The following is a 13,089-nucleotide window of genomic DNA, read 5'->3' as shown; positions in this document are numbered from 1 at the left end:
GCGGCCCCATCCCGGTGCGCGTCACTCGTTGGAGAACTCGTCCACGACGGTGGCGCCCAGCTCCCGGACGATCAGGTCGTGCCCGGAGAGGGCCGACTCGTCGAGGTCGGGGTCGTCGTCCTCCGGCATGTCGTCCTCGGGGGCGACCACATGGCGGGGCGGTGCGGAGGGCTCCGTCGGGGCCGGGCGGGACGGCGCCGGGGACGCCGACGTGGGACGCGCGGCCGGGGCCGACCCCGACTGCTGGGGTGCGGGGCCCGGGGCGGACGGTGCTCCGCCGCCATGGCCACCGGTGCCGCCGCCGTAGCCGCCGCCTCCGTAGCCGCCGCTTCCGCCGCCGTAGCCGCCGGGGCTGCCGCCACCGGGGCTGGGGGTGCCGCCGCCGAAGCCGCCGGAGGCCGGTGGGGCCGAGCCGCCCGACGGGTCGACGATGGCCTCGATCTTCCACTGCACGTTGAACTGCTCGGCCAGGGCCTGCCGCAGGACGTCCTCGCTGCCGCTGCTCAGGAAGTTGTCCCGGGCGCCGGGGTTGACGAAGCCGACTTGCAGGGTCGTCCCGTCGAAGCCCGCCACCTGCGCGTTCTGGCTCAGCAGGATCCAGGTGAAGCGGCGGCGGTTCTTCACCGCCTCCAGGATGTTCGGCCACAGCATGCGGGGGTCGAGACCACCCGCGGCCGGGGAGGCTGCCGCGGAAGCGGCCGGGGCCGCCGCTGCGGGAGCCGCGGGTCCGGGGGCGGGCGCGGACTGAGCCTGGGCCTGTGCCCCGCCCGCGGACGCCGCGGTGGGCCATCCTCCGGGCCGCCGGCCACTGCCCGCGGCCGAGGCGGTGGGCCAGGCACCGGGTGCGGCAGCGGTCTGCGGCTGCGCAGGGGCGGCCTGGGGCTGAGCGGGGGGCTCCTGCTGCGCCGGAGCGGTGGGGGGCGTCTCCTGGGCCACGGGCTGCGGGGGGGCGGACTGCGGAGCGGCAGGCTGCGGGGCCGCAGGGTGCGGCTCTGCGACAGGCGCCGCACCGCCGCCGTGGCCGCCGGGGGCACCGGCGGCAGGGCCCGGCGCGCCGCTCGGCCCCGGCATCCCGGCACCGCCCGGCGCCGCGCTCCCGGCCCCGCCCGGGCCCACGCTCCCACCGGTCCGTACCGCCGCGCGGGCCGCCGCGAGACCGCCGCCGGGCGGAACGGGCACCGTGTCCGTGCCCTGGGGGGTTCCCGGCTCCCCGGCCACCGCCGCGTGCGCACCAGGTCCCGGGACATAGCCCATGGCGGGGGCCGCGCCGCCGCCGGAGAAGTTGACGCCCCGCTCCAGCCGGTCGAGACGGGCCATCACCGAGCGCTCGTCGCCGTAAGCGGCGGGCAGCATCACCCGCGCGCAGATCAGTTCGAGCTGGAGCCGGGGCGAGGTCGCGCCGCGCATCTCCGTAAGCCCCTCGTTGACGAGGTCGGCGGCACGGCTCAGCTCGGCCGGGCCGAAGACGCCCGCCTGGGCCTGCATCCGCTCCAGCACATCGACCGGGGCGTCCAGGAGCCCCTTCTCCACGGCGTCGGGCACGGCGGCGAGGATCACCAGGTCCCGCAGCCGCTCCAGCAGGTCCGCGACGAACCGGCGGGGATCGTTGCCCCCCTCGATGATCCGGTCCACGACCTCGAAGGCGGCCGCCCCGTCCCCGGAGGCGAAGGCCTCCACGACGGAGTCCAGGAGCGAGCCGTCGGTGTAGCCGAGCAGGGAGGTGGCCATGGCATACGTCACACCGTCGGCGCCCGCGCCCGCCAGCAGCTGGTCCATGACGGACATGGAGTCACGCACGGACCCCGCGCCCGCCCGCACCACGAGCGGCAGGACCCCGTCGTCGACCGGGATGGCCTCCCGCCCGCAGACCTCGGCCAGGTAGTCCCGCAGGGTCCCCGGCGGCACCAGGCGGAAGGGGTAGTGGTGGGTGCGCGAGCGGATGGTCCCGATGACCTTCTCCGGCTCGGTGGTCGCGAAGATGAACTTGAGGTGCTCGGGCGGCTCCTCGACGACCTTCAGCAGCGCGTTGAAACCGGCCGACGTGACCATGTGGGCCTCGTCGATGATGTAGATCTTGTACCGGCTGCTCGCGGGCCCGAAGAAGGCCTTCTCCCGCAGGTCGCGGGCATCGTCCACACCACCGTGCGACGCGGCGTCGATCTCGATGACATCGATGGACCCCGGTCCGTTCCGCGCCAGGTCCTGGCAGGACTGGCACTCGCCGCACGGCGTCGGCGTAGGGCCCTTCTCGCAGTTCAGGCAGCGCGCCAGGATGCGGGCGCTGGTCGTCTTGCCACAGCCGCGGGGCCCGCTGAACAGGTACGCGTGATTGACCCGGTTGTTCCGCAGCGCCTGCTGCAACGGGTCGGTGACATGCTCCTGCCCGATGACCTCGGCAAAGGACTCCGGGCGGTAGCGGCGGTACAGCGCAAGAGACGACACGCTTACGAGGTTATAGGCGCCCACCGACAACACGCCCCGGCCCGAGCCGCTCCCCCACGCCTCCCGCGGGAGTCAGCCCCGGAGCCCCGGAGGCCCTGGGAACAGAAAGACCCCCCACGCACCCGCCAGAGCCAACCTACCCTTGCTGCCTTCCGGCCCTGGGGGAGTTCAGTCAGATAGCGCCGCGTGAGGGGCTGAGCCCCAGCCTACCCGATCGCCGGGCCCGCGAACGAGCCCGATCACCGGGCCTCCGAACGAGTTCGCAAGCACTCCCCGACGTCATGTAATGTTTCCGGCGGAGGATTCGCCTAGAGGCCTAGGGCGCACGCTTGGAAAGCGTGTTGGGGGCAACCCCTCACGAGTTCGAATCTCGTATCCTCCGCCAGTGCCTCACCGGGCACGATGTCGAAGGGCCCCACTGCTCGCAGTGGGGCCCTTCGACGTTGTCCGTCTCAGTTTCCGTCTCAGTCGGGCTTTTCTTCGGCGCCGGGCAGCTCCCAGAGCGCGTCGCCGACTTGCTGAGCGACCTTGCGGAGCATGACTCCCGTCACATGCATGTACCGGGCCGTACGGCTCGGCGATGTTCTCGACCCAGTGCTCCAACCAGGCCTGCACGGTCCAGCTCTTGCCGACCTTCCGGAGCTTCTCGTCCCGAGCCCGCTCCCTCGAAGACGAGCGGGAGCGAGACGGTCACCGGAGGGCTCCTCAGCGGGCGGCGCAGCGGTGGGTGCGGGCGGCCAGCTCGGCGGCGGCGCGGCTGGCGTAGTCCGCCGAGAAGCCGCAGCGCGGGGCCGTGCATCCGGCGGTGTGTTTCTCGCGGCCCCGGCCGTCGTAGTACGTGCCGACCTGGACAGGGCCGATACGGACGACATTGCGGAAGCGGCGGTTGGCGGGCATCAGTCGATCTCCTTCGTCGGCTGCGAGGAGCACCGGTTCTGCGATCAGCACGGCTTCGGTCAGGTGGTTCTGCCGGGTCAGCTCGACGGCGCGTTTCAGCGCGCGGAGCGTGGAGGGGCGCATGGACGGAAGTTCCTCCGGGATCAGCTCAGTTCGGTTGCGATGGCCTCGGCCAGCGGCAACGGGATGCCGAGCCGGGCACGAAGGGTCGAGGTGTCGATGACGGTTCCGGTCCGGTTCCGGTGTTCTTAGGCGACCTTGCGGCGTCGTGGCGCACATCATCCGCTGCGGCCGCACCAGAGTTAGTTCTAGCCGCCGCGGCCAGAGCGCACATCTGAACAGCACGCGAGCCCACGGATGATCTCCGATGGGCTCGCGCATGCGTATTTCACTGCGAAGTACTCGCAAAATCTGGGCTTGGTCAAGCCTGCGGGGCAATCTCGTCGACCAGGCCGCGGATGCGCTTCTCGATCTCGTCGCGGATCGGGCGAACCGCTTCCACGCCCTGCCCGGCCGGGTCGGGGAGTTGCCAGTCGAGGTAGCGCTTGCCGGGGAAGACGGGGCAGGTGTCGCCGCAGCCCATCGTGATGACGACGTCGGACGCCTGGACCGCCTCCACCGTGAGCACCTTGGGCACCTCGGTCGCGATGGCGATGCCCACCTCCGCCATGGCTTCGACGACGGCCGGATTCACGGTGTCGGCGGGGGCGGAGCCGGCGGAGCGGACCTGGACGCGGTCGCCCGCGAGGTGGGTGAGGAAGGCGGCGGCCATCTGTGAGCGTCCGGCGTTGTGGACGCAGACGAAGAGCACGGACGGGGTGGCGGTGTCAGACATGGGTGGGGTCCTCTTGGGGCGCGGGGACGGCGGGGGCGGTGAAGTAGCGGCGGGCGTACAAGGCGACGTACACCAGGCCGATCAGGGCCGGTACTTCGATGAGGGGGCCGACGACGCCGGCGAGGGCCTGACCGGAGGTGGCGCCGAAGGTGGCGATGGCGACGGCGATGGCCAGCTCGAAGTTGTTGCCCGCGGCGGTGAACGCCAGCGTCGTGGCCCTCGAGTGGTCGAGGTCGACCGCGCGTCCCAGGGCCATGGACCCGGCCCACATGACCGTGAAGTAGACCAGCAGCGGCAGGGCGATGCGGGCGACGTCCAGGGGCTGTGAGGTGATCGCGTCGCCTTGCAGGGCGAAGAGGACGACGATCGTGAACAGCAGCCCGTACAGGGCGAAGGGGCCGATGCGCGGGATGAGTTCAGTCTCGTACCAGGTGCGGCCCTTGGTCTTCTCGCCGATGCGTCGGGTGAGGTAGCCGGCCGCGAGCGGGATGCCGAGGAAGATGAGCACGCTGCGGGCGATCTCCCACACGGACACGTCCAGTCCGGTCTGCTCCAGGCCGAGCCAGCCGGGCAGGACGGAGAGGTAGAACCAGCCCAGCGCCGAGAAGGCGATCACCTGGAAGACGGAGTTCAGGGCGACCAGGACGGCGGCGGCTTCCCGGTGGCCGCACGCGAGGTCGTTCCAGATGATGACCATGGCGATGCAGCGGGCCAGGCCGACGATGATCAGGCCGGTGCGGTAGGCGGGCAGGTCCGCCAGAAACAGCCAAGCCAGGGCGAACATGAGCGCAGGGCCGACCATCCAGTTCAGCAGCAGCGATGGCAGCAGCAGGCGGCGGTCGCGGGTGACGGTGTCGAGGCGGTCGTAACGGACCTTGGCCAGCACCGGGTACATCATCACCAGCAGGCCCAGGGCGATCGGCAGGGACACCCCCGTCACGGTCACCTTGGCCAGCGCGTCACCCAGGCCAGGGACCAGGCGGCCCAGGCCAAGACCCAGGGCCATCGCCGCGAGAATCCAGACAGCCAGGTAGCGGTCGACGAAGGACAGGCGTCCGGCCACGTTCCCTTCGGGTACGGCAGTGCTCACGAGGCGGCTCCGGCCGGCGCGGCGCGCTCGGGCAGCGGCTCACCAGCCGGACGGGTCAGGATCCCGGCGAGCCGGTCGGTCATCTCCGGGACGAGCCAGTAGTAGACCCAGGTGCCGCGCCGCTCGCAGTCGATCAGGCCCGCCTGCCGCAGCAGCTTCAGGTGATGCGAGATCGTCGGCTGGGACAACTCGAAGGCCGGGGTCAGGTCACAGACGCACACCTCGCCGCCCGCCCGGGAGGCGATCATCGACAGCAGGCGCAGCCGCACCGGATCGCCCAGCGCCTTGAACACCTTCGCCAGCTCCACGGCCTGGCCCTCGTCCAGGGGGGCGGTCAGCAACCCAGGGCAACACGCTCCCGCCTCATCGCTCTGACCGAGCACCACCAGCTCTTGATTCGACATGCCTCTACGTTGACAGTCTTCGATGCACCACGCAATCTTGCATCGACAGACATCAATTCAGCCAGATGGGAGTCATGTCATGCCCCGTGCCCAGCTCGCCCTGCGCGTCAGTGACCTGGAAGCGTCGATCACCTTCTACTCGAAGCTGTTCGGCACCGAACCGGCCAAGCGGCGCGAGGGTTACGCCAACTTCGCCGTCACCGAGCCCCCGCTCAAGCTCGTGCTGATCGAGGGTGAGCCCGGCGAGGAGACCCGCCTCGACCACCTCGGCGTCGAGGTCGAGTCCACCGACCAGGTCAACGCCGCCGCCACCCGGCTCAAGGACGCAGGTCTGGCCACTTTCGAGGAGAACGACACGTCCTGCTGCTACGCGCTTCAGGACAAGGTGTGGGTTCACGGCCCTGGCAAGGAGCCGTGGGAGGTCTACGTCGTGAAGGCCGATGCCGACACCCTCGGAAAGAGCGCCGACCCCAATGCCACCGGCGACGGATGCTGCACCAGCCAGACCACCGAGGAGACCCCGGCAACGGCCGGATGCGCCTGCGGCTAGGGATCCGAACGGCCTGGTCAGCCCGCGGCCGTCCGTCTCAGTTTCCGTCTCATTCAGCGACGGTCACCACCGTTCAGGCGAGTCCGGTCGATGGCTGCCGCTGAACAGGCGGACGGATATGAACCCAGGTGAACGGTCGCGCCGCGAACAGGAGGGGCGGCAGGCGTTTGATCACGGACGTTCCGCCGCACGCTGCGCCTTGCTGGGGCATGACCCGGGCGGGTGCTGTGGTTGCGTACGGCCCTGTGCGGCCCGCAGTGCCATGCAGTGCTATCAAGGGAACATGGAGGTGCTGTCCGACGGCATCGGAGGCCGTCGTGTCTTCTGACCCGCGGCCGGACGCCGGTCGTCGCGTCTCCCTGCTGAACCTGCGCACGGCCGCGGGTCAGGTCTTCTTCGTCCAGTCCCTGATCGTGGTGCTGCTGGTGCTGGCCGCGGTGGCGGCCGTGGCGCTCCAGGCGTCCCGGGACGCTCTGAAGGAGGGGCGGCGGGAGTCGGTCGTCGCGGCGCACTCCTTCGCCAGCGCCCCCGGTGTCGCCCCGGCCTTCGGGAGCCCCGACCCGAGCGCGGTGCTCCAGCCGCTGGCCGAGGAGGCGCGCAGACGGGCGGGCATGGACTTCGTGGTCGCCATGAGCACCGCGGGGATCCGCTACACGTACCCCCTCCCGCAGGAGATCGGGAAGAAGTTCGTCGGCACCATCGGGCCCGCGCTGAAGGGCCAGACCGTCGTCGAGCAGGTCGGCGGCCCGCGCCTGCCCTCGGGCGGCCACACGGTGGTGCAGGCGGTGGTTCCGGTGACCGACGCGCACGGGACGGTCGTGGGGCTGGTCTCGGCCGGGATCACGGTCAACTCCCTGGCCGGGCGCTGGACCGCGCAGCTGCCGATCATCCTCGGGACGGGCGCGGGCGCGTTCGCGGTGGCCACGGCCGGGAGCCTGCTGGTGGCCCGGCGGCTGCGGCAGCAGACCCGGGGCCTGGCCCCCGCCGAACTCGCCCGGCTGTACGAGCACCACGACGCGGTCCTGCACGCCGTACGGGAAGGCGTGCTGATCACCGATGCCGGCGGTCGCCTGCTGCTGGCCAACGAGGAGGCGCACCGGCTGCTGGGCCTGGCGGAGGACGCGCGGGGGCGGCCCGTGCGGGAGCTGGGGCTGCCGGAGCAGCTCACCGGGCTGCTCCTGTCGCCGGGGGCCGTCACCGACGAGGTGTATCTGGTGGAGGACCGGCTGCTGGCGGTGAACAAGCGGCCCACCTTCCCGGACCCGGCGTCCGGCGGCTCCGTGGTGACACTGCGGGACACCACCGAGCTGGCGGCGGTCACCGGCAGGGCGGAAGTGGCCCGGGAGCGCCTCAAACTGCTGTACGAGGCAGGGGTGCGGATCGGGACCACCCTGGACGTGGTGCGCACCGCCGAGGAGCTGGCCGAGGTGGCGGTGCCGCAGTTCGCCGACGCCGTCACGGTGGACCTGCTGGACTCGGTGCTGCGCGGCTGGGAGCCGACGGCCGAGGGATGGCGGCATCTGCGGCGCGCGGCGATCAGCGGCGATGTGCGGATGATGCCGATGTATCCGGTCGGGGAGCTGATCACCTTCTCCCCCGAGGCCCCGCAGATGAGGACCTTGCAGCAGGCGCGGGGGGTGCTGGAGCCGGATCTGCGGGAGTCGCCGGGCTGGCAGGCGCAGGATCCGACCCGCGCCCGCAAGGCCCTGGAGTGCGGGCTGCGCTCCCTGGTGTCCGTTCCCCTGACGGCGCGGGGAGTGGTCCTGGGGGTGGCGAACTTCTACCGGATGGCCGGTGCCCCGGAGTACGAGCCGGACGATCTGTCCTTCGCGGAGGAGCTGGCCATGCGGGCGGCGGTGGCCGTGGACAACGCCCGCAGGTTCACCCGGGAGCACAAGATGGCGGTCACGCTCCAGCGGAGTCTGCTGCCGCGCGGCCGGCCGGAGCAGGACGCGCTCGATGTGGCCTGGCGGTACCTCCCGGCCGAGGGGCGGGGGGTGGGCGGCGACTGGTTCGACGTCATCCCGCTGTCGTGTGCGCGGGTGGCCCTGGTGATCGGGGACGTCGTCGGACACGGGCTGCACGCGGCGGCGACGATGGGGCGACTGCGGACCGCGGTGCACAACTTCGCCACCCTGGACCTGCCCGTGGACGAGGTGCTCGGGAACCTGGACGACCTGGTCGTCCGCATGGACAACGAGGAGCGGTCCGACGGCGGACCGGACGGCCGCGAGGTGGAGGGGGTGACGGGCGCGACCTGCCTCTACGCGATCTACGACCCGGTGACGGGGGCGTGCACCATGGCCCGTGCGGGGCATCCGGGCCCGCTGGTGGTGGCCCCGGACGGGACCGTCAGCAGCCCCGAGGTCCCGGCCTCGGCGCCGCTGGGCCTGGGCGGCTACCCCTTCGAGACCACACAGATGCGCCTGCCCGAGGGGTCCGACCTGGTGCTCTACACCGACGGCCTGGTGGAGGACCGCGACCGGGACATCGACACCGGGACGGGGGCGCTGCGCCGGGCCCTGGAGGGCGCCGGGGGGCGCGGCCCCGAGGAGACGTGCCGGGCGGTGGTCGACGCGCTGAAGCCGGACCGCCCCCGCGACGACATCGCCCTGCTGGTGGCCCGCACCCGGCTGTTCCCGCCCTCACGGGTGGCCGAGTGGGACGTGGCACCGGACCCGGCGGCGGTGCCGGCGGTGCGGGCGCAGTGCCGGGAGCGGCTGCGGCAGTGGGGTCTGGAGGAGACCGCGTACACCACCGAGCTGATCCTCAGCGAGCTGGTCACCAACGCCATCCGCTATGGCGCGCCGCCGGTCAGGGCGCGGCTGCTGTACGGGCGCACGCTGATCTGCGAGGCGGCGGACTGCAGCAGCACCTCGCCGCGGCTGCGGCGGGCGGCGACCACGGACGAGGGCGGCCGCGGAATGTTCCTGGTGGCGCAGTTCGCGCAACGGTGGGGCACCCGGTACACCTCCCGCGGCAAGGTGATCTGGGCGGAGCAGCATGTGCACGACGGTGCGGGGGCGGACGTCGCCTCCCGGCCGGTCGACGCGCTCCTCGAACAGTTCGGCGACATCGCCCCCTGAGCGGGGCGGCTGGCGGCCGCGCCCTGAGCGGGGGCGGCCGCTAGCCGATCGAGACCGTCTTCTCCACGGTGACCTGGTCGATGTCGGTGGTGCGGATGGTCGCCTTCATGGTCCAGGCGCCCTTCAGCGGGAGGTTCACCGTGTCCGCGGCCCAGTAGCCGCCGCGGTTGGTGACCCCCGCGTCCAGGGGGCCGAGGCCGCGCGCCCGGAAGGTGAAGCTCAGGCGGAGTTCGGGAACGGTGGCGACACCGCCGTCCGGGCCGAAGACGACCGCCTGCACGGCGTTCTCGCCCACCCGGCTAGGGGTCAGCTCGATCTGCACCGTGCCGCGTCCGCCGCGGGTGCCCACGTCGAAGGGGAGCATCGTGGTGGAGCCCAGCGACTGGTCGGCGGCGGCCGCGGCGGCCGCCGACTCCTCCGCCGCACGGCCCGGCTGGGTGCCGGTGAGCAGGGTCGTCAGCACCAGCACCACGACCCCGATCGCGATCTCCGCCAGCACCGAGCGGCGCAGGGCACTCCGGCCGGGGCCGGGGTCCGGTGCGGTGCCCGGGTCCGGCGCGTCGCCCGGGTCCCGCTCGGCGGCGGGGTCCCGCTCGGCGGCGGGGCGCGCACCGTCCCGGTCCGCGCGGTCCTGCACCGGGGCGCCGCCGTCCGCCTTCGTGTGCGCCCGCGCACCGTCACCGGCACGGTCACCGTCCCGGTCCGCGCGGCCGCCGTCCGCGGCGCGTGCGCCGCCCGCACGGCTCGCGGCCCGCGCCCCTTCCGCCTGGCCGTCGTTCCCGTCCCGGTCGCGGTCCCCGTCCCCGTCCCCGGCTCCGGCTCCGGTAGCGACTACGGCTCCGGCAGCGGCTACGGCGCCGGAGCCGCCGTCCGCGCAACCCCTCGCCCGCACGCCGTCCTCGCCCCCGTCCACAGCCACGACCACGGAGGCGGCATCCGCGCGCCCCCTCACCCGCGCCCCTTCCGCCTGGCCGTCGTTCCCGTCGCGGTCCACGGCCACGACTACGGCGCCGGAGCCGCCGTCCGCGGCATCGGAGCCGCCATCCGCAGCAGCGGTGGCCGGGCGGCGGTCTCCGCCGGGGCCGGTCTCGCGGGGCCCCTCGTGCGGTGCGAGGCGCCCCCGATCCTCGCCAAGCGGTGCGGGACGCTCCCGACCCTCGCCAAGCAGCGCGAAGCGCCCCCGCCCCGCTGCAACCGCGGCCGGGCGCGTCGCCAGGCGGCCCGTCCAGCGGCGTGAGTACGCCGCCGCCGTCAGCAGGAACACCACCGCGACCAGCTTGGCGGCCAGCAGTCTGCCGTAGACCGTGGTGGTGAGCGCGTCGAGGGAACCGAGGCCGCGCCAGGACTGGTAGACGCCGGTGGCGACCAGGACGGCGACCGCGGTGAAGGCCAGCCGGGAGAAGCGGACGACCGCGCGGGCCGGGAGGCCCCCGGGTGCCCGGCGGTCCGCGGTGAGCAGGGCCGTGAGGCCGCCCAGCCACACCGCCATCGCCAGCAGGTGCAGCACCGCCGAGGTCATCGCCAGCGGCACCTGGATCCCGGCGGCGGCATGCTCGGACACCGCCCAGGTGAGGGCCAGCGCGACCGCCAGGGCACCCACGGCCGCGCACCGGAGCCGCCCGCGCCGCATCGCGCCCGGGCGGCCCCCGACCACCGCCGCCACCGCCAGCAGCACCAGCCGCGCCAGCAGTGCCAGACCCGGCCGACCGGCCAGGGTGTCCCGCAGGAGCGAGGGGTCGAGGGCCGCCGCCGGGCCGCTGCCCCGCTCGTAGGGGCCTCGGAGCAGCAGCAGCGCGCAGGTGGCGCCCAGCAGGGTCCACCAGCCGCCCACCAGCAGCCCCCGGGGCCCGTTCACACCGGTCACCAGCGCGAAGACGGCGGTACCGAGCAGCAGGGCGAGGCCGCCGTAGGCGATGTAGCGGGCGATGTCGTAGAGCGCGGTGGAGACGGCGTCCTGGGGGTCGTCCACCGGCACCGCCGCGGTCGTCGCCGAGGGCTTGCCGACGGAGAAGGTGAAGGCCCCGCTCACCGGGTGGCTGTCGGCGGACACCACCCGCCAGGCCACGATGTAGGTGCCGTCGGGCAGGCGCGGCAGGGTGACCCGCGCGGTGTCGGACCGGCCGTCCGCGTGCTCCTGACGGCCCGTGTGCACCCGGCGGTTGGTCGGATCGAGGACGCGGATGGAGTCGTCCAGCAGACCGACCGACTCGCCGAAGGTCAGGGTGATGGCCTTCGGCGAGGTCTTCAGCACGCTGCCGTCCGCCGGGTCGACACCCTCCAGCGCGGCATGCGCGGAGGCGGAACCGGCGGCCGCGAGCAGCACCAGGGGGAGGGCGGCCAGCACCAGGGCAAGCCGCCGAAGCCCCCGGCGCAGTCCGCCCGTGTCCGGACCCCGTCCGCTCACCTGTGCTTGGCCCACGTCATGTCTCCCGTATCCGCCGTTCCCGGGTCCTGGTCACATACGGACGCGGCGCACGCCCTGCTCAGCGCCGGGCGCGACCGGAGGTCCGTACGCGGGTGGGGCCATCATGACCGGCGGCCGCCTCACCAGGTGGGCCGGGCCGACACACCGCCGTCCACCACCAGGTCGTGGCCGCTGATCCAGGAGGCGAGCCGGGAGGCCAGGAACACACAGGCGTCGCCGATGTCCTCGGGGCGGCCCAACCGGCCCGCGGGCACCGCCCGTTGCCAGCGCTCCACGCCCTCGGGCCAGTCCTCGGCCAGGCCCGCGCGGTCGACGAGACCCGGCGAGACCGTGTTGACGCGGATGCCCCACGGGCCGTACTCCAGGGCCGCCGAGCGGGCGTGCATCACCACGGCCGCCTTGGCGGCGGCGTAGTGGGCGTGCCCGGGTGCCGGGTGCGTCGCCTCGATGGAGGCGATGTGGGTGACGCTGCCGCCGCCGGTCTCCCGCATGACCTCGGCCGCGGCCCGGGTGCAGGCGAAGACGCCGGAGAGGTTGGCGTCGAGCACGGTCCGCCACTCGGCCGCCGTCATCCCGGCGAGGTCCCGCACCGGCTGGACCCCTGCGTTGTTGACCAGCGCGGTGAGCCGGTCCCCGCCCCACTCGGCCGCTTCCCGCACCAGCCGGCCGCAGGCGTCCTCGTCGGTCAGGTCGGCCCGCAGGACGACCGCCCGGCCGCCGCGGCCCCGGATCCGCCCGGCCACCTCCCGGGCCGCCGCCACCGAGGTCCGGCAGTGGACCGCGACCGCGGCGCCCTCCTCGGCGAACCGCAGCGCGATACCGCGCCCGATGCCGCCGCCCGCCCCGGTCACCAGGGCCACCTGCCCCGCCAGCAGTCCGCTCATGGCCGGCACAGCCCCGCGATGCGGTCCGCCTCGGCCGGATACCGGGCGCGCAGCACGGCCGGGTCGCCGTGCTCGTAGCCCTCGTCGGTGTAGCCCGGGGCCATCGTGCACCCGAAGAGCGCCCAGGCCCCGCCCTCGGCGACCCGCCCGCCCATCCAGGTGCCCGCAGGCACGGTGAACTGGATGTGCTGGCCGCCGAGGACGTCCGGCCCGAGGACGACGGTGCGGGCACCGCCGTCCGGGGCGAGGAGCAGCAGCCGGAGCGGGTCCCCGAGATAGAAGTGCCAGACCTCGTCGGCGGGGAGGCGGTGCAGCGCCGAGTAGTCGTCCGGTTCGGCGGTCAGCAGCGCGACGATCGCGGTGCCCTCCGGCCGCCCGTCGGGGCGGGGCGGCCCCGACCAGGTCCGGCGGAACCGTCCGCCCTCGCGCGGAATCGGTGCCATGCCGAAGTGGGCGATGAGGTCGTCGGGGGTCAT

General features: G+C 73.5%; 10 protein-coding genes, 1 tRNA gene, 1 other RNA gene and 1 pseudogene. 3 read left to right on the top strand and 10 right to left on the bottom strand.

The window, feature by feature from the left end; translation table 11 throughout:
• Window positions 1-21: 21 nt before the first annotated feature.
• Both ACIHAA_RS28045 and ffs read right to left on the bottom strand, forming a co-directional pair.
• Entirely contained in the window at window positions 22-2,442 is a 2,421-nt protein-coding gene (locus ACIHAA_RS28045) for a DNA polymerase III subunit gamma and tau (protein WP_399821939.1), read from the bottom strand.
• Window positions 2,443-2,544: 102 nt separating this feature from the next.
• Window positions 2,545-2,641: signal recognition particle sRNA small type (gene ffs / locus ACIHAA_RS28040), an RNA gene on the bottom strand.
• Between the two features lie 98 nt (window positions 2,642-2,739).
• Between ffs and ACIHAA_RS28035 the strand changes: the two genes are divergently transcribed.
• Window positions 2,740-2,827 (top strand) — tRNA-Ser (locus tag ACIHAA_RS28035).
• Window positions 2,828-3,147: 320 nt separating this feature from the next.
• On the opposite strand, the gene ACIHAA_RS28030 is transcribed toward ACIHAA_RS28035, so the two are convergent.
• From ACIHAA_RS28030 to ACIHAA_RS28010, 5 genes and pseudogenes are all read right to left on the bottom strand, one after another.
• Window positions 3,148-3,339, bottom strand: coding sequence for a mobile element transfer protein (locus tag ACIHAA_RS28030; RefSeq protein ID WP_399822033.1), 192 nt, complete (start codon window positions 3,337-3,339; stop codon window positions 3,148-3,150).
• A gap of 143 nt (window positions 3,340-3,482) precedes the next feature.
• Window positions 3,483-3,587, bottom strand: a pseudogene (locus ACIHAA_RS28025) (SpdA protein); the annotation flags it as partial.
• A 173-nt stretch (window positions 3,588-3,760) separates the two neighbouring features.
• A complete protein-coding gene (locus ACIHAA_RS28020) occupies window positions 3,761-4,174 on the bottom strand; it encodes an arsenate reductase ArsC (protein ID WP_399821937.1) in 414 nt (137 codons plus the stop codon).
• Window positions 4,167-5,264, bottom strand: coding sequence for an ACR3 family arsenite efflux transporter (arsB, locus tag ACIHAA_RS28015; protein WP_399821935.1), 1,098 nt, complete (start codon window positions 5,262-5,264; stop codon window positions 4,167-4,169). Before arsB ends, ACIHAA_RS28020 begins: the two co-directional genes overlap by 8 nt.
• A complete protein-coding gene (locus tag ACIHAA_RS28010; RefSeq protein WP_399821934.1) occupies window positions 5,261-5,668 on the bottom strand; it encodes an ArsR/SmtB family transcription factor in 408 nt (135 codons plus the stop codon). Before ACIHAA_RS28010 ends, arsB begins: the two co-directional genes overlap by 4 nt.
• Window positions 5,669-5,747: 79 nt before the next feature.
• Here ACIHAA_RS28010 and ACIHAA_RS28005 point away from each other — a divergent pair, with 79 nt between their 5' ends.
• Both ACIHAA_RS28005 and ACIHAA_RS28000 read left to right on the top strand, forming a co-directional pair.
• Window positions 5,748-6,218, top strand: coding sequence for an ArsI/CadI family heavy metal resistance metalloenzyme (locus tag ACIHAA_RS28005; RefSeq protein ID WP_399821932.1), 471 nt, complete (start codon window positions 5,748-5,750; stop codon window positions 6,216-6,218).
• A 317-nt stretch (window positions 6,219-6,535) separates the two neighbouring features.
• Window positions 6,536-9,304 carry a SpoIIE family protein phosphatase gene (locus tag ACIHAA_RS28000; protein ID WP_399821930.1) on the top strand — a complete coding sequence of 923 codons (2,769 nt, stop codon included), beginning with the start codon at window positions 6,536-6,538 and terminating at the stop codon, window positions 9,302-9,304.
• Between the two features lie 40 nt (window positions 9,305-9,344).
• On the opposite strand, the gene ACIHAA_RS27995 is transcribed toward ACIHAA_RS28000, so the two are convergent.
• From ACIHAA_RS27995 to ACIHAA_RS27985, 3 genes are all read right to left on the bottom strand, one after another.
• Window positions 9,345-11,723, bottom strand: coding sequence for a copper resistance protein CopC (locus ACIHAA_RS27995; RefSeq protein ID WP_399821928.1), 2,379 nt, complete (start codon window positions 11,721-11,723; stop codon window positions 9,345-9,347).
• Between the two features lie 125 nt (window positions 11,724-11,848).
• Window positions 11,849-12,613: an SDR family NAD(P)-dependent oxidoreductase gene (locus ACIHAA_RS27990; protein ID WP_399821926.1), complete on the bottom strand. Its 765-nt coding sequence runs from the start codon at window positions 12,611-12,613 to the stop codon at window positions 11,849-11,851.
• Entirely contained in the window at window positions 12,610-13,089 is a 480-nt protein-coding gene (locus tag ACIHAA_RS27985) for a cupin domain-containing protein (RefSeq protein ID WP_399821924.1), read from the bottom strand. The genes ACIHAA_RS27990 and ACIHAA_RS27985 overlap by 4 nt, the downstream gene beginning before the upstream one ends.

Source organism: Streptomyces sp. NPDC052040 (assembly GCF_044548405.1).
GTDB lineage: Bacteria > Actinomycetota > Actinomycetes > Streptomycetales > Streptomycetaceae > Streptomyces.
The sequence above is the reverse complement of the archived record's forward strand: the minus strand, read 5'-3'. Positions and strand labels throughout refer to the sequence as shown.